This window comes from Streptomyces sp. NPDC030143 (assembly GCF_055573695.1).
The window spans coordinates 139,872-159,155 of sequence record NZ_JBVIAY010000020.1 but is presented as its reverse complement, the minus strand read 5'-3'; the positions used below and the strand labels follow the sequence as shown (position 1 = coordinate 159,155).

The 19,284-nt window shown below is 72.8% G+C and carries 18 protein-coding genes; 12 read left to right on the top strand and 6 right to left on the bottom strand.

All coding sequences use genetic code 11. The features are described 5' to 3' along the window. Positions 1-187: 187 nt before the first annotated feature. Positions 188-1,414: an acyl-CoA dehydrogenase family protein gene (locus tag ACZ4YY_RS29135; protein ID WP_468296707.1), complete on the bottom strand. Its 1,227-nt coding sequence runs from the start codon at positions 1,412-1,414 to the stop codon at positions 188-190. A 177-nt stretch (positions 1,415-1,591) separates the two neighbouring features. On the opposite strand from ACZ4YY_RS29135, the gene ACZ4YY_RS29130 reads away from it, so the two are divergent. Further along, complete coding sequence (locus ACZ4YY_RS29130) at positions 1,592-2,236, top strand: TetR/AcrR family transcriptional regulator (RefSeq protein ID WP_468296704.1); 645 nt, start codon at positions 1,592-1,594, stop codon at positions 2,234-2,236. Between the two features lie 95 nt (positions 2,237-2,331). Here ACZ4YY_RS29130 and def read toward each other — a convergent pair whose 3' ends face one another. Continuing rightward, positions 2,332-2,883, bottom strand: coding sequence for a peptide deformylase (def, locus tag ACZ4YY_RS29125; protein WP_468296700.1), 552 nt, complete (start codon positions 2,881-2,883; stop codon positions 2,332-2,334). A 158-nt stretch (positions 2,884-3,041) separates the two neighbouring features. Between def and ACZ4YY_RS29120 the strand changes: the two genes are divergently transcribed. From ACZ4YY_RS29120 to ACZ4YY_RS29100, 5 genes are all read left to right on the top strand, one after another. Continuing rightward, a complete protein-coding gene (locus ACZ4YY_RS29120; protein WP_468296697.1) occupies positions 3,042-4,280 on the top strand; it encodes a DUF1727 domain-containing protein in 1,239 nt (412 codons plus the stop codon). Between the two features lie 20 nt (positions 4,281-4,300). After that, positions 4,301-5,032: a type 1 glutamine amidotransferase gene (locus tag ACZ4YY_RS29115; protein WP_468296694.1), complete on the top strand. Its 732-nt coding sequence runs from the start codon at positions 4,301-4,303 to the stop codon at positions 5,030-5,032. Between the two features lie 189 nt (positions 5,033-5,221). Then, entirely contained in the window at positions 5,222-6,247 is a 1,026-nt protein-coding gene (locus ACZ4YY_RS29110) for a 6-phosphofructokinase (protein ID WP_468296690.1), read from the top strand. A 109-nt stretch (positions 6,248-6,356) separates the two neighbouring features. Next, entirely contained in the window at positions 6,357-7,307 is a 951-nt protein-coding gene (locus ACZ4YY_RS29105) for a cytochrome c oxidase assembly protein (protein ID WP_468296687.1), read from the top strand. Positions 7,308-7,446: 139 nt separating this feature from the next. Then, positions 7,447-7,617: a hypothetical protein gene (locus ACZ4YY_RS29100; protein WP_468296684.1), complete on the top strand. Its 171-nt coding sequence runs from the start codon at positions 7,447-7,449 to the stop codon at positions 7,615-7,617. Between the two features lie 3 nt (positions 7,618-7,620). On the opposite strand, the gene ACZ4YY_RS29095 is transcribed toward ACZ4YY_RS29100, so the two are convergent. The 4 genes from ACZ4YY_RS29095 to ACZ4YY_RS29080 are packed head-to-tail and all read right to left on the bottom strand — an operon-like array spanning position 7,621 to position 11,694. Continuing rightward, a complete protein-coding gene (locus ACZ4YY_RS29095; protein ID WP_468296681.1) occupies positions 7,621-8,826 on the bottom strand; it encodes a sensor histidine kinase in 1,206 nt (401 codons plus the stop codon). Further along, entirely contained in the window at positions 8,823-10,547 is a 1,725-nt protein-coding gene (locus tag ACZ4YY_RS29090) for a sodium/solute symporter (RefSeq protein WP_468296679.1), read from the bottom strand. Before ACZ4YY_RS29090 ends, ACZ4YY_RS29095 begins: the two co-directional genes overlap by 4 nt. Beyond that, positions 10,544-10,942, bottom strand: coding sequence for a hypothetical protein (locus ACZ4YY_RS29085; RefSeq protein WP_468296736.1), 399 nt, complete (start codon positions 10,940-10,942; stop codon positions 10,544-10,546). Before ACZ4YY_RS29085 ends, ACZ4YY_RS29090 begins: the two co-directional genes overlap by 4 nt. A 2-nt stretch (positions 10,943-10,944) precedes the next feature. Further along, a complete protein-coding gene (locus ACZ4YY_RS29080) occupies positions 10,945-11,694 on the bottom strand; it encodes a LytR/AlgR family response regulator transcription factor (protein ID WP_468296676.1) in 750 nt (249 codons plus the stop codon). A 77-nt stretch (positions 11,695-11,771) separates the two neighbouring features. Here ACZ4YY_RS29080 and ACZ4YY_RS29075 point away from each other — a divergent pair, with 77 nt between their 5' ends. The 6 genes from ACZ4YY_RS29075 to ACZ4YY_RS29050 all read left to right on the top strand — a co-directional run bounded on the left by ACZ4YY_RS29075 (position 11,772) and on the right by ACZ4YY_RS29050 (position 19,281). Next, on the top strand, positions 11,772-12,266 hold the full coding sequence (locus ACZ4YY_RS29075; protein WP_468296673.1) for an Lrp/AsnC family transcriptional regulator: 495 nt from the start codon (positions 11,772-11,774) through the stop codon (positions 12,264-12,266). A 145-nt stretch (positions 12,267-12,411) separates the two neighbouring features. Continuing rightward, complete coding sequence (gene ddaH, locus ACZ4YY_RS29070; protein WP_468296669.1) at positions 12,412-13,224, top strand: dimethylargininase; 813 nt, start codon at positions 12,412-12,414, stop codon at positions 13,222-13,224. Further along, positions 13,221-14,459: an ornithine--oxo-acid transaminase gene (gene rocD / locus ACZ4YY_RS29065; protein ID WP_468296666.1), complete on the top strand. Its 1,239-nt coding sequence runs from the start codon at positions 13,221-13,223 to the stop codon at positions 14,457-14,459. The genes ddaH and rocD overlap by 4 nt, the downstream gene beginning before the upstream one ends. A 158-nt stretch (positions 14,460-14,617) precedes the next feature. Further along, positions 14,618-17,107 (top strand): SpoIIE family protein phosphatase, encoded by a 2,490-nt coding sequence (locus tag ACZ4YY_RS29060; protein ID WP_468296663.1) that lies wholly within the window; start codon positions 14,618-14,620, stop codon positions 17,105-17,107. Positions 17,108-17,174: 67 nt separating this feature from the next. Further along, positions 17,175-18,416, top strand: coding sequence for a PP2C family protein-serine/threonine phosphatase (locus tag ACZ4YY_RS29055; RefSeq protein WP_468296733.1), 1,242 nt, complete (start codon positions 17,175-17,177; stop codon positions 18,414-18,416). Positions 18,417-18,558: 142 nt separating this feature from the next. Continuing rightward, the gene (locus tag ACZ4YY_RS29050) at positions 18,559-19,281 is read left to right on the top strand and encodes a lysophospholipid acyltransferase family protein (RefSeq protein ID WP_468296659.1); all 723 of its coding nucleotides are present in this window, start codon (positions 18,559-18,561) and stop codon (positions 19,279-19,281) included. Positions 19,282-19,284 lie beyond the last annotated feature (3 nt).

The window sequence follows — 19,284 nt, the reverse complement described above, 5'->3', positions numbered from 1 at the left end:
CCTCGTAGCGGCGCTGCTTGGGCTTTCGCGCGGTGCGGCGAGAGTGCGTGCCGGGCGTCGCGACGCCGCGGAGATCCATCAGAAGGGCCCCAGGCTCCGCCGAGCCGTCCGGCCTCGAGGAGCGCGGGGAACCGCGCGACGGGCCACGACGGACCGTCCGACCACATCGCGCGGCCCCCGGGCGGCGCTACCGGATCGGCATCCCCGACAGCGTCCGCGCGATCACCAGCCGCTGGATCTCGCTCGTCCCCTCGAAGATCGTGTAGATGGCCGAGTCCCGGTGCATCCGCTCGACCGGGTACTCCCGCGTGTAGCCGTTGCCACCGAGGATCTGGATGGCCTGCGCGGTCACCTTCTTCGCCGTCTCGCTCGCGAACAGCTTGGACATCGAGCCCTCCGCCGCGGTGAACGGCCTGCCGTTGACCGCCATCCAGGAGGCGCGCCACACCAGCAGGCGGGCGGCGTCGACGGACGTCCGCATGTCGGCGAGCTGGAAGGCCACACCCTGGTTGTCGATGATCGGGCGTCCGAACTGCTCACGCGTCCGGGCGTAGTCGAGGGCCACCTCGTACGCGGCCCGGGCCGTCCCGACGGCCATCGCGCCGACCGCCGGCCGCGAGGCCTCGAACGTGGCCATCGCCGCGTTCTTCACCCGCTCGCCGCCCGCCCTGGCCCGCTCACGGGCCCGCGCCAGCCGCTCGTCCAGCTTCTCCTTGCCACCGAGGAGGCAGGAGCCGGGGACGCGCACGCCGTCGAGGATCACCTCGGCGGTGTGGGAGGCGCGGATGCCGTGCTTCTTGAACTTCTGGCCCTGGGCCAGACCGGGCGTGCCCGGCGGGACGATGAAGGACGCGTGGCCCTTGGAGCCCAGCTCCGGGTCGACGACCGCGACGACGACGTGGACGTTGGCGATACCGCCGTTGGTCGCCCAGGTCTTGGTGCCGTTGATCACCCACTCGTCCTTGGCCTCGTCGTACACGGCCCGCGTCCGCATCGAGGCGACGTCCGAGCCGGCGTCGGGCTCGGAGGAGCAGAACGCCGCGACCTTGACGTCGTTGGCGTCGCCGTACATCTGGGGGATCCAGGTGCCGATCTGCTCCTCGGTGCCGTTGGCCAGGACGCCCACGGCGGCCAGTCCGGTGCCGACGATCGACAGGGCGATGCCCGCGTCGCCCCAGAACAACTCCTCCATGGCCATCGGGATGCCGAGGCCGGTGGGGTCGAAGTACTGCTGCGCGTAGAAGTCGAGGGAGTAGATGCCGACCTTCGCCGCCTCCTGGATGACCGGCCAGGGAGTCTCCTCACGCTCGTCCCATTCGGCGGCCGCGGGGCGGATGACGTCGGCGGCGAAGCCGTGCAGCCAGTCCCGGACCTCCTTCTGTTCGTCGTTGAGCTCCATGGTGAACTCGGCCATGTCCCCTCCAGCGGCGGCAGTGCATGTTACTTGCGGTAACCCGAGTGTGTTACCGGTCGGTAGGAAAAGTCAACTCCCGATGACGGCGCCGGAGCCCTGAAGCCCGTTCGATGTCAGGCTGCTGTCAGGTGTTAGTTTGCGCAGGCGTCACGGAATCAGCACGGGTGGGGAGAGCACATGGACACCACGCAGCGGACCGAGCAGCAGCGGTCCGCCGACCGCCGACGGCGTGAGTTGCTGGAGGCCGCGGACCGCGTGGTGCTCCGGGACGGCCCCCAGGCCTCGATGAACGCGATCGCCGCGGAGGCGGGCATCACCAAGCCGATTCTCTACCGCCACTTCGGCGACAAGGGCGGACTTTACGCCGCCCTTGCCAAACGGCACACGGACGCGCTGCTGGACTCGCTGCGGGCGGCACTGGACGCTCCCGCCGAGCGCCGGGAGCGGGTCGAGGCGACCCTCGACACCTACCTCGCGGCGATCGAGGCCCGGCCTCAGGTGTACCGGTTCCTGATGCACCCCTCCGAGGGCGGTCAGGGCGGGGACCACGGGTTCGACGTCGGCAAGCACTCCGCTCCGCTCCTTCGGCGCATGGGCGAGGAGCTGGCCCAGGTGATCGAGGAGCGGTTGGACCTCGGACCGGGCAGTCAGCAGCTCGCCCGGGTGTGGGGGCACGGGATCGTCGGGATGATGCACGCGGCGGGTGACTGGTGGCTGGGCGAGCGGCCCTGCTCCCGGGCCGAACTGGTGCGCAGCCTCGCCGACCTGTTGTGGGGTCGCCTCGCGGCCGCCGGGGACAAGATGGGGGGCCCGGGGTTCTGACGGCCGGACGCCGGCCACGGACCCGGGCGGGTCCCGGTCGCGCCCGCACGGCGGGGCCCGCCCAGCCGGGCGGGCCCCGCCCGGCTCCGCGGGTCCTAGGGCAGGCCCGCCCGGCTCCAGGGGGCCCGGCTGACCTGGCGCATGAGCCTTCCCCTGCGCCAGCCCTTCACCCGGTCCGCGTACACCGTCCCCTCCACGTGGTCGCACTCGTGCTGCAGGCACCTGGCGAAGAACCCCCTGCCGTGGACCGTCACCGGTTCCCCCGCCACCGTGAGGCCCTCGACCACCGCGTGGTCGTACCGTTCCGTCCCCGCCTCCAGGCCCGGCAGCGACAGGCAGCCCTCCGGACCCCGCAGGACGATCCCGTCCGCCTCGACCAGCCTCGGGTTCACCACATGGCCCAGGTGGCGGACGTCCTCGTCGTCGGGGCAGTCGTAGACGAACACCCGCAGCGACTCCCCCACCTGGTTCGCCGCGAGGCCGACGCCCTGGGCGGCGTACATCGTGGCGAACATGTCCTCGACGAGGCGGGCGAGTTCGGGGCCGAAGTCGGTGACCTCCCGGCAGGGTTCCCGCAAGGCGGGGTCGCCGAGGAGGGTCAGGGGCCGGACGCGCCCTCGGGCGCCCGGGATGGAGCCGTGTCGCATGCCGGCAAGGGTACGGTCCTTTCTGACACGCGCATGCCGCACGGGTGGCGTGGGAGGTGCCGGGATTCGGGAGTGCGAATGGATCTCGATAGGCTGACCGCCTACCACGTTGCCGTCAGGCAGAGGCGCGGCGCGTACGCAAGGAGGATCGAGAACTGATGGCAGGCAACTCGGACCCGCTCACGCCGCGGGCCAAGCTGGCCGTGACCGCGGGCAAGGCGGTCGCGGCGGCATCCCGTGCCGCCGGGCGCGGCAGCGGTTCGGTGATCGGCGGCCGGGTGGCGCTGAAACTCGACCCCGACCTCCTCGCCCGGCTCGCCCAGAACCTGGACGTCGTCCTGGTCTCGGCGACCAACGGCAAGACCACGACCACCCGGCTCATCGCGGAGGCGCTGCGGGCCGCCGGACCGGTCGTGTCCAACGCGCTCGGCGCCAACATGCCCGCCGGCATCACCTCGGCGCTCGCGGGCGGCTCGGAGGCGAGATACGGCGTCATCGAGGTCGACGAGAAGTACCTCGCGGGCGTCGCCAGGGACACCGCCCCCAAGTGCATCGCGCTGCTCAACCTCTCCCGCGACCAGCTCGACCGCGCCGCCGAGACCCGGATGCTCGCGGAGAACTGGCGTGAGGGACTGGCCGGTTCCAAGGCCGTCATCGTCGCCAACGCCGACGACCCGCTGGTGGTGTGGGCCGCGTCCTCCTCCCCCAACGTGATCTGGGTCGCCGCGGGGCAGATGTGGAAGGACGACGCCTGGTCCTGCCCGTCCTGCGGCGGTGTGATGCAGCGTCCGGGCGACGACTGGTTCTGCGGCGACTGCGGCTTCCGCCGGCCGACCCCGAGCTGGGTGCTCTCCGGCGACCACGTCCTGGACCCGCACGGATCCGCCTGGCCGATCCACCTTCAGCTGCCGGGCCGCGCCAACAAGGCCAACGCCGCGTCCTCGGCCGCCGTGGCCGCCGTCTTCGGGGTGCCGCCCCAGGTGGCGCTGGAGCGGATGTACCAGGTGCAGGCCGTCGCCGGACGCTATGACGTCGTGCAGTTCATGCAGCGCGACCTGCGACTGCTGCTGGCGAAGAACCCGGCGGGCTGGCTGGAGACGTTCAGCCTGATCGACCCGCCGCCCACGCCGGTCATCCTGTCGGTGAACGCGCGCGGCGCGGACGGCACCGACACCTCCTGGCTGTGGGACGTCGACTACACGCGGCTCACCGGTCACCCGATCTTCGTCATCGGCGACCGCAGGCTGGACCTCGCGGTGCGGCTGGAGGTCGCCAACCAGCACTTCCAGGTCTGCGAGAGCGTCGACCAGGCCGTGCAGTCGGCGCCGCCGGGCCGCATCGAGGTCATCGCGAACTACACCGCCTTCCAGGACCTGCGCCGTCGCGTGGGCAACTGAGCACGAGGGACCTTCACTTGATGAGCGACAACCAACTGCGGGTCGTCTGGGTCTACCCGGACCTGCTCAGCACCTACGGCGACCAGGGCAACGTCCTGGTCGTGGAGCGGCGGGCCCGACAGCGCGGCCTCGACGTGGCCCGTCTGGACGTGCGCAGCGACCAGCCGATCCCGACCTCCGGCGACATCTACCTGATCGGCGGCGGCGAGGACCGTCCGCAGCGGCTCGCGGCGGAGCGTCTGCGCCGTGACGGGCACCTGTACCAGGCGGTGAACAACGGCGCGATCGTCTTCGCGGTGTGCGCCGGCTACCAGATCCTGGGCCACGAGTTCGTCAACGACCTCGGGCAGCGCGAGCCGGGCCTCGGCCTGCTCGACGTCACCACGACCCGCGGCGAGGGCGAGCGGTGCGTCGGCGACGTCCTCGCGGACATCGACCCGCGACTGGGGCTGCCGCCGCTGACCGGCTTCGAGAACCACCAGGGCGTCACCCACCTCGGCCCGACAGCCCGCCCGTTCGCCCGGGTCCAGCTCGGCCGGGGCAACGGCACCGGCGACGGCACCGAGGGCGCGTTCAACGACACCGTGTTCGGCACCTACATGCACGGCCCGGTGCTGGCCCGCAACCCGCTGATCGCGGACCTGCTGCTGAAGCTGGCGCTCGACGTCAACGCGCTGCCGCCGATCGACGACCGCTGGTACGAGGCGCTGCGCAACGAGCGCATCGCGGCGGCTCAGCAGCAGCCCGCCTGAGCGGTCTGTTCACCTGATGTTCGGGGTACCGTCAGCAGCCCGTCTGACGGTGCATCCGCACAGGTGAGCGGGCACGTCCAGCAGGCGGACGTGTGCTTCGGTCCCGCCCCCTCCTGCCGCTAGGGTGGCGGGGATCGAGCCGGACAGCGTGGTCCGGACCCGGCCCACGTCAAGAAGGTTGTTCGGGCTATGCGCATTGGTGTCCTCACGTCCGGCGGCGACTGCCCCGGCCTGAACGCCGTCATCCGGTCCGTCGTGCACCGTGCCGTCGCCGACCACGGCGACGAGGTCATCGGCTTCCGGGACGGCTGGAAGGGCCTCCTGGAGTGCGACTACCTCAAGCTCGACCTGGACGCGGTGGGCGGCATCCTCGCCCGCGGCGGCACGATCCTCGGCTCCTCCCGCGTCCAGCCCTCGCATCTGCGGGACGGCGTGGAGCGGGCGCGCGGCCATCTCGCGGAGCTCGGCCTCGACGCCGTCATCCCGATCGGCGGTGAGGGCACCCTCAAGGCCGCCCAGCTGATGGCGGACAACGGGCTGCCCGTCGTGGGGGTGCCCAAGACCATCGACAACGACATCGCAGTCACCGACGTCACCTTCGGCTTCGACACGGCCGTCGGGGTCGCGACGGAGGCGCTCGACCGGCTGAAGACGACCGCCGAGTCCCACCAGCGGGTGCTGGTCGTGGAGGTCATGGGGCGGCACACCGGCTGGATAGCGCTGCACTCCGGGATGGCCGCCGGCGCCCACGCCGTCGTCGTGCCGGAGCGGCCCTTCGACTTCGAGGAGCTCGCCCGCCGGGTCGGCGAGCGGTTCGAGGCGGGCAAGCGGTTCGCGATCGTCGTCGCGGCGGAAGGGGCCAAGCCCCGGCCGGGCACCATGGCCTTCGACGAGGGCGTCAAGGACATCTACGGGCACGAGCGGTTCGCCGGGATCGCCCGGCAGCTCTCCGTCGAGCTGGAGTCGCGGCTCGGCAAGGAGGCCCGTCCGGTGATCCTCGGGCATGTGCAGCGGGGCGGGACCCCGACGGCGTACGACCGGGTGCTGGCGACCCGGTTCGGGTGGCACGCGGTGGAGGCCGTGCACCGGGGCGAGTTCGGCATGATGACGGCCCTGCGGGGGACGGACATCGTGATGGTGTCCCTGGCGGAGGCCGTCCGGACGCTGAAGACGGTGCCGGACGAGCGGTACGCGGAAGCCGAGACCGTGCTGTAGCCGTCGCACGCGACGACGCCCGCCCCCGGTGACGGAGATCGCCGGGGGCGGTCCTACTCTTGGGGCGGCAGGAAACGCACAATCCCCCCACGCACCAGGAGCCGACGGAATGGATCACAGCGGGCACGGCATGACCATGGATCTGCCGCCGTTCACGCTGGCACGGGGGCTGCAGTGGTCGCCGGACCCGTTCTTCCTCGTCGCCTGCCTGCTCGGGCTGGGCCTGTACGGGTGGGGGGTCGTACGGCTGCGACGGCGCGGCGACGCGTGGCCCGTGGGGCGGACGGTGTCGTACGCCGTCGGCGTGCTGACGATCGCGCTCGTGATGTGCACGAAGCTGAACGACTACGGGATGGTCATGTTCAGCGTGCACATGGTGCAGCACATGGTGATCAGCATGCTGTCGCCGATCCTGGTCCTGCTGGGCGCGCCGGTCACGCTGGCGCTGCGGGCGCTGCCGGCGGCGGGCAGGGGGAGCCGGGGACCGCGGGAGCTGCTGCTGATGCTGCTGCACAGCCGGTACATGCGGATCGTCACGCATCCGGCGTTCACCATCCCGCTGTTCATCGCCAGCCTGTACGCGCTGTACTTCACGCCGATCTTCGACTTCCTGATGGGCTCCGGGGCGGGGCACGTCGCGATGATGGTGCACTTCCTCGCCGTGGGCGTGGTGTTCTTCTGGCCGATCATCGGCGTGGACCCGGGGCCGCACCGGCCGGGGTACCTGATGCGGATGCTGGAGCTGTTCGCGGGCATGCCGTTCCACGCGTTCTTCGGGATCGCGCTGATGATGGCGTCGACGCCGATGGTGAAGTCGTTCGAGAACCCGCCCGCCTCCCTCGGCATCGACGCCCTCTCCGACCAGAACGCGGCCGGCGGGATCGCCTGGGCGTTCAGCGAGATCCCCTCGGTGCTGGTCCTGATCGCCCTGCTGTTCCAGTGGTACGGCTCCGAGCAGCGCCAGGCCCGGCGCAAGGACCGCGCCGCCGACCGCGACGGCGACAAGGAGCTGGAGGCGTACAACGCCTACCTGGCGTCGCTGAACACCCGCCGCGGCTGATCCGGACGACACCGGCCGGGCGGTGCGGAGGCGGAACGTCCGCAACGGGTTGGGGCGTCTGTGGCGCGGAGGCGCGCGAGGCCGGGCACCATGGAGGGGGACGCGCCCTGTGGAGGGTGTGCCGGAGGAGGGTGTCGCGATGCCCGGTTCCACGGACGGTTCGACCAGGACGATGGGGGCGCTCACCCTCGGTGGCCTGGTCGTGGTGACCGCCTACACGGTGGCTCTCGGCAGCAACGGCTGGCTGTGGTTCGGCTGGGTCGTGCTGGGGTTGATCACGCTCGCGCTGGTCCTGATGCGGACCACCTGATCCCTACTCCGGCGCGAGACGGCCGCCCGAGTGCACGCCCGGCTGGTACTTCGGCAGCCGGGCGGTGATCTTCATGCCCGCGCCGGGCGCGGTCTCGATGACGAGGCCGTGGTCGTCGCCGTACACCTGGCGGAGCCGGTCGTCGACGTTGGACAGACCGATGCCGCCGGACGGGCTGGTCTCGCCCGCGAGGATCCGGCGCAGCAGGGCCGGGTCCATGCCCGCGCCGTCGTCCTCGATGACGACGAGTGCCTCGGCGCCGCTGTCCTGGGCGGTGATCTGGATGTGGCACTTGTCGGCCTTGCCCTCCAGGCCGTGCTTGACGGCGTTCTCGACGAGGGGCTGCAGACAGAGGAAGGGCAGGGCCACCGGCAGCACCTCGGGGGCGATCTGCAGGGTGACGGCGAGGCGGTCGCCGAAGCGGGCGCGCACGAGCGCCAGGTAGTGGTCGATGGCGTGGAGCTCGTCGGCGAGCGTGGTGAAGTCGCCGTGCCGGCGGAACGAGTAGCGGGTGAAGTCGGCGAACTCCAGGAGCAGCTCACGGGCCCGCTCAGGGTCGGTGCGGACGAACGAGGCGATCACGGCGAGCGAGTTGAAGATGAAATGCGGGGAGATCTGCGCGCGCAGGGCCTTGATCTCGGCCTCGATGAGCCGGGTGCGGGACTGGTCGAGGTCGGCGAGTTCCAGTTGGACGCTCACCCAGCGGGCGACCTCGCCGGCGGCCCGCACGAGGACGGCGGACTCGCGGGGCGCGCAGGCGACGAGCGCGCCGTACACCCGGTCGTCGACGGTGAGCGGGGCGACCACCGCCCAGCGGACGGGGCAGTCGGGCGCGTCGCAGGTCAGCGGGAAGGCCTCGCCGCGTCCGGTGTCCAGCGGGCCGGCGAGGGCGGCCATGATCTCGGTGCGGTGGTGGGCGCCGACGCCGTCCCAGACCAGGACCCGCTCGTCGTCGGTCAGGCACAGCGCGTCCGTGCCGAGCAGGGTGCGCAGCCGGCGGGCCGACTTGCGGGCCGTCTCCTCGGTGAGCCCGGCCCGCAGCGGGGGCGCGGCGAGGGACGCGGTGTGCAGGGTCTGGAAGGTGGCGTGCTCGACGGGTGTGCCGAGGTCGCCGAGGTTCTGCGGGCGGGCGGTGCGCCGGCCGAGCCAGAAGCCGACGGCGAGGAAGGGAAGGATGGCGATGCACAGGCCCGCCAGGAAGCCGCTCACGCCTTCACCTCCCGCAGTTCTTCCGCGCGCAGTTCCTCCGGCAGGTGGAAGCGGGCAAGGATGGCCGCCGTTCCGGCCGGTACGCGGCCCGGGGTGGCCAAGGACACCAGGATCATCGTGAGGAAGCCCAGCGGTACCGACCACAGGGCGGGCCAGGCGAGCAGGGCGTGCAGCCCGCCCGTCACGGGTGGTCCGGCCATGGTGGCGGCGACGGCGAGGAACGCCGAGCCGCCGCCCACGAGCATCCCGGCGGCCGCCCCGGGCGGGGTGAGCCGGCGCCACCAGATGCCGAGGACGAGCAGCGGGCAGAAGGAGGAGGCGGAGACGGCGAAGGCGAGCCCGACCGCGTCGGCCACCGGCAGCCCGCCCACCAGCACACTCGCCGCGAGCGGCACGACCATGGCGAGTCCGGTGCCGAGCCGGAAGTGGCGCACGCCGCGCGACGGCAGGACGTCCTGGGTGAGCACTCCCGCCACGGCCATCGTCAGCCCCGACGCCGTGGACAGGAACGCGGCGAAGGCGCCGCCGGCGACCAGCGCCCCGAGCAGGTCGCCGCCGAGGCCGCCGATCACCCGGTCGGGCAGCAGCAGCACGGCGGCGTCGGCGTCGCCGGTGAGGGCGAGCTCGGGGGCGTACAGACGGCCGAGGGCGCCGTACAGGGGCGGCAGCAGGTAGAAGCCGCCGACCAGGGCGAGGACGGCGACGGTGGTGCGGCGGGCGGCGACGCCGTGCGGGCTGGTGTAGAAGCGGACGACGACGTGCGGCAGGCCCATGGTGCCGAGGAAGGTGGCGAGGATCAGCCCGTACGTGGCGTACAGGGGCCGTTCCTCGCGGCCGGCGGCGAGGGAGGTGGACATGCCGCCGTTGCTGCCGCGGTCGGCGGTGGGGACGGCTGAGCCCTGCGGGAAGGTGAGGCGGGTGCCCTCTCCGATGCGGTGCGTGCCGGCGGGGAGGCCGAGCACGGTGTCGTCGTGCCGACGGCCGTCGACGGTGCCGCTCACGCGGACGGTCAGGGGGGTCTCCAGTCTCAGGTCGACGGTGGCGTCGACGCGGACGGAGCGCTGCTCGCGGAAGGCGGGCGGTTCCTCGAAGGCCTGCCGGGGCGCCCCGTCCGCCTGCCAGGCGAGCACCAGGAAGAGGGCGGGCACGAGGAGGGCGGTGAGCTTCAGCCAGTACTGGAAGGCCTGGACGAAGGTGATGCTGCGCATGCCGCCCGCGGCGACGGTCGCGGTGACGACGACGGCGACGATCAGCCCGCCGAGTGTGTCGGGCGCCCCGGTGAGGACCGTGAGCGTCAGTCCGGCACCCTGGAGCTGGGGCAGCAGGTAGAGCCAGCCCACGCCGACGACGAAGGCGCCCGCGAGCCGCCGCACCGCCGGGGAGGCGAGACGGGCCTCGGCGAAGTCGGGGAGGGTGTAGGCGCCGGAGCGGCGCAGCGGGGCGGCGACGAACAGCAGCAGGACCAGGTATCCGGCGGTGTAGCCGACCGGGTACCAGAGCATGTCGGGGCCCTGGACGAGGACCAGTCCGGCGATGCCGAGGAAGGACGCGGCGGAGAGGTACTCGCCGCTGATCGCCGCCGCGTTCAGGCGGGGGCCGACGGTGCGGGAGGCGACGTAGAAGTCGGAGGTGGTGCGCGAGATGCGCAGGCCGAAGGCGCCGACGAGGACGGTCGCCACGACGACGAGGGCGACGGCGGGGACGGCGAAGGTGGAGTTCATCGGTCCTCGACCAGCCGCATCAGGTCCCGTTCGTTGCGTTCGGCGCGGCGCACGTACCAGCGGGCGAGCAGGATCAGCGGGGCGTAGAGGCAGAAGCCGAGGACGAGCCATTCCAGGCGGCGGGCGTCGGGCAGCGCCGCGAAGAGCAGCGGCAGCGGGCCGATGAGGAGCGCCAGCACGGCGAACACGGTGAGCGCGGCGCGCAGTTGGGTGCGCATGAGGGAGCGGACGTAGGTGTGGCCGAGGGTGGTCTGCTCGTCGATCTCGGTGCGCGGACGGTAGTAGCCGGAGGCATGGGGGTAGCGCCCGCGCGAGCGGAGCCGGGCGTGGGGGAGGGTGCGCCGGGGCGGGCCGGTGACGACGACGCGGCGCTCGGCGGGGTCCTGGTGCGGCACGGTCACGGCCTCCTCATCAGCAGATCCCGCAGCTCACGGGCGTGGCGCCGGCTGACCTGGAGTTCCTCGCCGCCGACGAGGACACTGACGGTGCCGGCGTCCAGGCGGAGTTCGCCGATGTGGCGCAGGGCGACGAGGTGGCGGCGGTGGATGCGGACGAAGCCGCGGGCGCGCCAGCGCTCCTCCAGGGTGGAGAGCGGGATGCGGACGAGGTGGCTGCCGCGGTCGGTGTGCAGGCGGGCGTAGTCGCCCTGGGCCTCGACGTGGGTGATGTCGTCGACGGCGACGAAGCGGGTCACGCCGCCGAGCTCGACGGGTATGTGGTCGGGGTCGGGTTCGTGCACGGGGATGCGCGGGGCGGTGCCGCGCAGCTCGGCGGCGCGGCGGACGGCCTCGGCGAGGCGTTCCTTGCGGACGGGTTTGAGGACGTAGTCGACGGCCTTGAGGTCGAAGGCCTGGACGGCGAAGTCCTCGTGGGCGGTGACGAACACGACGAGCGGCGGGCGGGCGAAGCCGGTGAGCAGCCGGGCCAGGTCGAGGCCGTCCAGGCCGGGCATCTGGATGTCGAGGAAGACGACGTCGACGGCCTCGGGCCCGTCGGGGCCGGACTCCAGGGCACGGTTGATCCGGCGCAGCGCCTCGGTCGCGTCACCGGCGCCCTCCACGCTCCCGATCCGGGGGTCCGCGGTGAGCAGGTACAGCAGCTCCTCCAGCGAGGGGCGTTCGTCGTCGACGGCGAGGGCGCGCAGCATGAAGGTGGAGTGTAGGGGCGATCGCCACGGCTGACACGGGCCGGGGGTGGGACGTCCGTGCTGGATACAGTGCCGCCATGAACAGCACACCGCCGCCGTTCGACGAACTCGACCGGAAGATCCTCACCGCGTTGATGGCGAACGCACGGACGAGCTTCGCCGAGATCGGCACGGCGATCGGGCTGTCGGCGACGGCGGTCAAGCGCCGGGTGGACCGGCTGCGGGACAGCGGGGTGATCACCGGGTTCACGGCGACGGTGAAGCCGTCCGCGCTGGGCTGGCGAACCGAGGCGTACGTGGAGGTGTACTGCGAGGGGGCGGCGCCGCCGCGGCGGCTGGCGGAGGTGGTGCGCAACCATCCGGAGATCACGGCGGCGATGACGGTGACGGGCGGCGCGGACGCGTTGCTGCACGTGCGGGCGCGGGACGTGGAGCACTTCGAGGAGGTGCTGGAGCGCATCCGGGTGGAGCCGTTCATCAGGAAGACGATCAGTGTGATGGTGCTGTCCCACCTGCTGCCGGAGAGCCCGGAGGCGGGCGCCACCCATGCGGCTCCCTCCGGTACGGACTGACGCAGCAGACGTGCGCCGAGCGGACCGATCACGCAGTGATGCTGCGTGAACACGCAGCGATGGTTGCTTGTCGCGCGTGCCTGTCGCTTTCTACCGTGGTGTCCACCCCAAGTCGACATCGTAGGAAAAGCGGAGGAACCCCTCTGTGGCCGTCCGTCGTGTGTCGCGCCCCCGGCGCTTCCTGGTCTGCGAACCCAGACACTTCGCCGTGCAGTACGCCATCAATCCCTGGATGCATCCCGACACTCCCGTCGACGTGGACCTGGCGCAGGAGCAGTGGCGTTCGCTGATCAGCGCCTACCGCGCCCACGGGCACACCGTCGACGCCGTGGAGCCCGCCCCCGGCCTGCCCGACATGGTGTTCGCGGCGAACTCCGCGGTCGTCGTGGGCGGCCGGGTCTTCGGCTCCCTGTTCCACGCGCCCGAGCGGCGCCCGGAGTCCACCCACTACGACACGTGGTTCAAGTCGGCGGGCTACGACGTGTACCGGCCCGAGTCCGTCTGCGAGGGCGAGGGCGACCTGGTGTGGACGGGCCGGTACGTGCTGGCCGGCACCGGGTTCCGCACCACCCGTGAGGCGCACCGGGAGGTGCAGGAGTTCTTCGGCCACCCGGTGATCGGGCTGACCCTGGTGGATCCGCGCTTCTACCACCTGGACACGGCGCTGTTCGTCCTGGACGACGACAACGTCGCCTACTACCCGCAGGCGTTCTCGCCCGGCAGCCGCGAGGTGCTCGCCCGGCTGTACCCGGAGGCGGTGATCGCCACCCGCGACGACGCGATGACGTTCGGTCTGAACTCCGTCTCCGACGGCCGTCACGTCTTCATCGCGCCCCGGGCTGAGGCCCTCGCCACGCGTCTGGCCGAGCGCGGCTACGTCCCCGTCCCCGTCGACCTCTCGGAGTTCCAGAAGGCCGGCGGCGGCATCAAGTGCTGCACCCAGGAGATCCGCTCATGACCGCTCCCGCCCGCACGCGCACCTCCGCCGACCTGATCCGCGCCGAGGAGCCCGTCCTCGCACACAACTACCACCCGCTGCCCGTGGTCGTCGCGCGGGCCGAGGGCGCCTGGGTGGAGGACGTCGAGGGCCGCCGCTACCTCGACATGCTGGCCGGCTACTCGGCCCTGAACTTCGGTCACCGGCACCCGGCGCTGATCGAGGCGGCGCACCGCCAGCTGGACCGGCTCACCCTCACCTCACGTGCCTTCCACAACGACCGCCTCGCCGGGTTCGCCGAGCGGCTCGCGGAGCTGACCGGGCTGGACATGGTGCTGCCGATGAACACGGGCGCGGAAGCGGTCGAGAGCGGTGTGAAGGTGGCTCGCAAGTGGGCCTACGACGTGAAGGGCGTGCCGGCCGACCGGGCGACGATCGTGGTCGCGGCGGACAACTTCCACGGCCGGACGACGACGATCGTCAGCTTCTCCACGGACGAGACGGCCCGGCAGGGCTTCGGCCCCTTCACCCCCGGCTTCCGGGTCGTGCCGTACAACGACCTCGCGGCGCTGGAGGCGGCGGTCGACGAGACGACCGCGGCGGTGCTGCTCGAGCCGATCCAGGGCGAGGCGGGCGTCGTCGTCCCGGACGACGGCTATCTGGCGGGCGTGCGCGAGCTGACCTCCCGCGAGGGCTGCCTTTTCGTCGCGGACGAGATCCAGTCGGGCCTCGGCCGCACGGGCCGCACGCTCGCGGTGGAGCACGAGGGGGTCGTGCCCGACGTGCTGCTGCTGGGCAAGGCGCTGGGCGGCGGCATCGTGCCGGTGTCGGCGGTCGTCGCCCGGCGCGAGGTGCTGGGCGTGCTGCACCCGGGCGAGCACGGTTCCACCTTCGGCGGCAACCCGCTGGCGGCCGCGGTCGGCACGGCGGTGGTCGAACTGCTGGAGACGGGCGAGTTCCAGCGGCGGGCGACGGAGCTGGGCGCCGTCCTGCGGGACGGCCTGACCGGGCTGATCGGCAGGGGCGTCGTCGGCTTCCGCGCCCGCGGCCTGTGGGCGGGCGTCGACGTGGACCCGGCCCTGGGCACGGGCCGCGAGATCAGCGAACGTCTGATGCGGGAGGGGGTCCTGGTCAAGGACACCCACGGCTCGACGATCCGCCTGGCACCCCCGCTGACGATCACGGAGGAGGAGCTGCGGTCGGCTCTGGGGGCGCTCGAGAAGGTGCTGGGCCGAGGGGTCGTCCTCGCACGGTGAGCGCCTGACCAGGCCGCGTGGTCCGGTGCCTCGCGAGGCGCGGTTCCGGGCCGCGCGGCCCGGGCGGGCCCGCAGGGCGCCGCGCACCCGGCCGTACGGACGGGGTGAACATGGGCGGAAGAGGTGGTAGACCACTCTCAGCGACAGAGAGGTCGACCGTGGGCACACAGGACCAGGACGACGTTGCCCGTCGGCGGTTCGACGTGGCGGATGCCGCGCCCCTGCTGCTCGACGCACGGGGCGTGGTCACGAGTTGGACCAGGGACGCCGAGCGGCTGCTCGGCTACGGGTCCGCGCAGGCCGTCGGGAGGGACCTGGCGGTACTGCTGACCCACGGGGACGCCGCACGGGTGCCGGAGGTGCTCGAGCGGTGCCGTCGGGAGGGCGGGTGGTGCGGGCTGCTGTCGGCGGTGCGCGGGGACGGGCGCCCGATCCCGGTGATGGCCCGGTTCACCTCGGCCGACGAACCGGACGGCCCGGCGCGCTGGCTGGTGCTGCTCAGCGAGATGGGTGACGCACCCGGCTGGAGCATGAGCCGCTCGATGCTGGAGCAGATCGTCGGCGGCTCGCCGATCGGCATCGCGGTCGTGGACACCGACCTGCGTTTCGTGTGGTCGAACGCGGCCCTCGCCCGGTTCGGCGGCGGGCCGCCCGAGCGTCGGCTGGGACTGCGGCTGGGGGACGTCCAGCCGGGCCTGGACGCCGAGGCGGTCGAGGCGCGGATGCGGCACGTGCTGGACAGCGGCGAGACCGTCGTCGGCTACGAGCACGTGGGGCGCGTCCGGGCGGCGCCGCACCGGGAGACGGCGCACATGCTGTCGTTCTCCCGGCTCGACGACGACCGAGGTCACCCGATGGGCGTCTACTACACGGTCGTCGACATCACCGACCGTCATCGCGCGCGGCGGCGCCTCGCCCTGCTGGACCGGGCCGGCCGGCGCATCGGCCGCAGCCTGGACATCGAGCGCACGGCGCAGGAGCTCGCCGACGTGGTCGTGCCGGGGTTCGCCGACGCCGTCGCCGTGGACCTGTCGGAGGCGGTGCTGCGCGGTGCGGAACCCGCGGCGGGGCAGGGGCAGACGGCGGACGGGGCGGTGCCACTGTGCCGGGCCGGGCAGCGGTCGGCCGACGAGGAGCCCGCGCGGGCGGAGGAGCGGGCGGGTACCGGTGACCCGGTCGTCGTCACCTACCGGGCCGACTCGCCCCCCGCCCGCTGTCTGACGACCGGCCGGGCCTGGCGCTCGGAGCGGCTCGGGCCGGACGACGGCGGGGACTGGAGCGCCCTCCTGCCGTCCGTGGGCGGCGAGGGGGCCGGGGCGCCCAGTGTGCTGGTCACGCCGGTACGGGCGCGGGGATCCCTCCTGGGCGTCGCCACGTTCCTGCGCCGCCCGGGGCAGGAACCGTTCGACGAGGACGACGTGGTGCTGGCCGAGGAGCTCGTCTCGCGGGCGGCGGTCTGCGTGGACAACGCCCGCCGCTACACCCGCGAGCGTGACGCGGCGCTGGTGCTCCAGCGCAGTCTGCTCCCCCGCCGGCTCCCCGAGCAGGACGCGGTGGAGGTGGCCGCCTGCTACCGTCCGGCCGACGAGCTGACCGGCCTCGGCGGCGACTGGTACGACCTGATCCCGCTGTCGGGGGCCCGGGTGGCGCTCGTCGTGGGCGAGGTGCCCGGGCACGGCATCGGCGCCGCCGCGGCGATGGGGCGGGTACGCACCGCCGTGCGCACCCTGGCCGCCCTGGACCTGCGGCCGGACGAGGTGCTCGCCCACCTCGACGACCTCGTCTCCCGTCCGGCCCACGAGGAGGGCCCCGTTCCGTCCACCGCGGCCGACGCCACCGAGGCCGTGGGGTCGGCGTGCCTGTACGTCGTCTACGACCCGGTCGACGGGCGGTGCGCGATGGCGGCCGCCGGTCACCCGCCCCCGGCGGTGGTGCTGCCCGACGGCACGGTGACGTTCGTCGAGCTGCCGCAGGGACCACCGCTCGGGGCGGGCGGACCGCCGTTCGAGTCGACCGAGCTGGTGCTGCCGGAGGGCAGCACGCTGGCCCTGCACACCGACGGTCTGCTGGCCCGCGGCGAGGAGTGGGCGCTCGACACGGACCGCGGCCGGCTGCGGCGGGCCCTGGAGCTGCGGACGCCCTCGCTGGACCTGCGCTGCCGTGCCGTCGTCGACGCCCTGGTCCCGGACCGGCCGTACGACGACGTGGTCCTGCTGATGGCCCGCACCCGGCTGCTGCCCGCGGACCGGGTCGCGCAGTGGGAGCTGCCCGCCGACCCGGCGGCGGTCGCCGACGCCCGCAAGGCCGCGAGCCGCCGACTGGCGGAGTGGGGCCTGACGGAGCTGTCGTTCACCACCGAGCTGGTCGTCAGCGAGCTCGTCACCAACGCCATCCGGTACGCCCGGGGACCGATCCGACTGCGGTTGATCCGTGAGCACACCCTGGTCTGCGAGGTCCACGACGGCGGCGCCACCGCACCGCACCTGCGCCATCCGCGCACCACGGACGAGGGGGGACGCGGGCTGCTGCTGGTCTCGCAGGTCACCCGGCGCTGGGGCACCCGCTTCGTGCCGGACGGGAAGATCATCTGGGCCGAGCAGCCACTCGGCGACCCCGACGTCGCGGACGGAACGGCTCCCGCGAGGTGAGACGGCCGGTCCCACCCCCGCCCCGCATGAGAAAATGCGACAAAAGCGGCAGATGGGGCATGGTCCAATGGGCGACTCGGTGATCGACTACGCGGCGGTGTTCCAGGCCCTGCCGGGCATGGTGGCGCTGCTCACCCCCGACCTGACCTTCGCCGACGCCAACGAGGAGTTCCTGCGGGTGGCCGGCCGCAGGCGAGAGCACGTGGTCGGCCGCAACCTCTTCGAGGTGTTCCCCGACAACCCCCACAACCCCGCCGCGAGCGGCATGCGCAATCTGGAGGCGTCGCTGCGCAGGGTGATGACCACCGGCGAGCGCGACGCCATGGCGCTGCAGCGCTACGACGTGGAGTCGCCCGACCGGCCCGGCGAGTGGGAGGAGCGGTACTGGAGTCCGGTCAACGCGCCGGTGAGCGGCCCGGACGGCTCGGTGGTGCTGCTGGTGCACCGCGTCGAGGAGGTCACCGAGCTGATCCGGGCCCGGGGCGGCCGTACCGGGATCCGGGCCGGCAGCCGGACCCGGGTGCTGGAGGCCGAGCTGTACACGCGCGCCCGCGAACTGCAGGAGCTCAACGAGCGCCTGCGTCACGCACACGCCCGTGAACGCGAGGTGGCCCTCGCCCTCCAGGAGGCGATGCTGCCCGCCCGTCGACAGGTACGGCACCAGAGCGCGGCCGTGCGCTATCGGCCCGCGGTGGGCGCGCTGAACGTCTGCGGGGACTGGTACGACCTGGTCGACCTCGTCGGCGGCAACCGGATCGGGGTGTCGGTCGGCGACGTGGTGGGCCACGGTCTGGAGGCCGCCGGGGTGATGGGCCAGCTGCGCAGCGCGCTCAGCGCCGCCTCCCGGGTCGCGGACGGGCCCGCCCAGGCACTGGACGTGCTCGGCCGGTACGCGCACGTCGTGGACGGCGCCGAGTCGGCCACCGCGGTCACCACGTTCATCGACTTCGACCACCACACCATCACCTACAGCAGCGCCGGCCATCCCCCGCCGATGCTGGTGCACGCCGACGGGCGGGTGGAGTGCCTGGACGAGGCCACCGACCCCCCGCTCGACGCCCGCCCCGACCCGGTCCCCCGGCCGCAGGCGGACACCACCTTCGACGCCGGCGCCACCCTCGCGCTGTACACCGACGGCCTGGTGGAGCGGCGCCACGAGCACCTCGACACCGGTCTGGTCCGGCTGGCCGACTCCCTCGCCCGGCACCGGGATGCGGACCCCGAGACGCTCGCCGACGCCGTCCTGCTGGAGCTGCTGCCGCCCGGCGGCGCGACCGACGACACGGCGCTCGTCATCGTGCGGCTGTGACACGGGCCCGCGCGGTGACGCAGCGTCAGCCGGCCGGGTTCCGGCGACACCCGCACCCGCCTAGACTGGCAGGCCTCGCCATGCCTGTTGACCTGCCGGAACACCGCGGCGCCGCCGACGCGTCGGACTGAGGAGCGACCCTTTGTTCTACTACCTCCTGAAATACGTGGTGTTGGGACCGCTGCTGCGCGTGGTGTTCCGGCCCCGCATAGAGGGGCTCGACCACGTGCCGGCCTCGGGTGCGGCGATCGTCGCGGGCAACCACCTGTCGTTCTCGGACCACTTCCTGATGCCCGCGATCCTCAGGCGGCGCATCACGTTCCTCGCCAAGGCCGAGTACTTCACGGGTCCCGGCATCAAGGGCCGTCTGACCGCGGCGTTCTTCCGCAGCGCCGGCCAGATCCCGGTCGACCGCTCCGGCAAGGAGGCGGGCCAGGCCGCGATCCGCGAGGGCCTCGGCGTCCTCTCCAAGGACGAGCTGCTCGGCATCTACCCGGAGGGCACCCGCTCGCACGACGGCCGTCTCTACAAGGGCAAGGTCGGCGTCGCGGTGATGGCCCTGAAGGCCGGGGTGCCGGTGATCCCCTGCGCGATGATCGGCACCTTCGAGGCGCAGCCGCCGGGCAAGGTGATCCCCCGTGTCCACCCCGTGGTGATCCGTTTCGGCGAGCCGCTGGACTTCTCCCGCTACGCGGGGATGGAGCACGAGAAGGCCGTCCTGCGCGCGATCACCGACGAGATCATGTACGCGATCCTGTCGCTGTCGGGACAGGAGTACGTCGACCAGTACGCGGCCGTGGTCAAGGCGGAGGAGGCGGCGGCCAGGGAGAAGGCGCGCAGGTTCCCCCGGATGCCGCTGAGCTGAGGG

Bases quoted from the DNA above. Each gene is read 5' to 3' on its own strand.
- ACZ4YY_RS29130 (WP_468296704.1), top strand. From the start codon at position 1,592: ATGGACACCACGCAGCGGACCGAGCAGCAGCGGTCCGCCGACCGCCGA.
- def (WP_468296700.1), bottom strand. From the start codon at position 2,883: ATGCGACACGGCTCCATCCCGGGCGCCCGAGGGCGCGTCCGGCCCCTG.
- rocD (WP_468296666.1), top strand. From the start codon at position 13,221: ATGACCGCTCCCGCCCGCACGCGCACCTCCGCCGACCTGATCCGCGCC.
- ACZ4YY_RS29080 (WP_468296676.1), bottom strand. From the start codon at position 11,694: ATGCTGCGCGCCCTCGCCGTCGACGACGAACGCCCCTCGCTGGAGGAG.
- ACZ4YY_RS29110 (WP_468296690.1), top strand. From the start codon at position 5,222: ATGCGCATTGGTGTCCTCACGTCCGGCGGCGACTGCCCCGGCCTGAAC.
- ACZ4YY_RS29055 (WP_468296733.1), top strand. From the start codon at position 17,175: ATGGGCGACTCGGTGATCGACTACGCGGCGGTGTTCCAGGCCCTGCCG.
- ACZ4YY_RS29120 (WP_468296697.1), top strand. From the start codon at position 3,042: ATGGCAGGCAACTCGGACCCGCTCACGCCGCGGGCCAAGCTGGCCGTG.
- ACZ4YY_RS29075 (WP_468296673.1), top strand. From the start codon at position 11,772: ATGAACAGCACACCGCCGCCGTTCGACGAACTCGACCGGAAGATCCTC.
- ACZ4YY_RS29090 (WP_468296679.1), bottom strand. From the start codon at position 10,547: ATGAACTCCACCTTCGCCGTCCCCGCCGTCGCCCTCGTCGTCGTGGCG.
- ACZ4YY_RS29105 (WP_468296687.1), top strand. From the start codon at position 6,357: ATGGATCACAGCGGGCACGGCATGACCATGGATCTGCCGCCGTTCACG.
- ACZ4YY_RS29135 (WP_468296707.1), bottom strand. From the start codon at position 1,414: ATGGCCGAGTTCACCATGGAGCTCAACGACGAACAGAAGGAGGTCCGG.
- ACZ4YY_RS29100 (WP_468296684.1), top strand. From the start codon at position 7,447: ATGCCCGGTTCCACGGACGGTTCGACCAGGACGATGGGGGCGCTCACC.
- ACZ4YY_RS29115 (WP_468296694.1), top strand. From the start codon at position 4,301: ATGAGCGACAACCAACTGCGGGTCGTCTGGGTCTACCCGGACCTGCTC.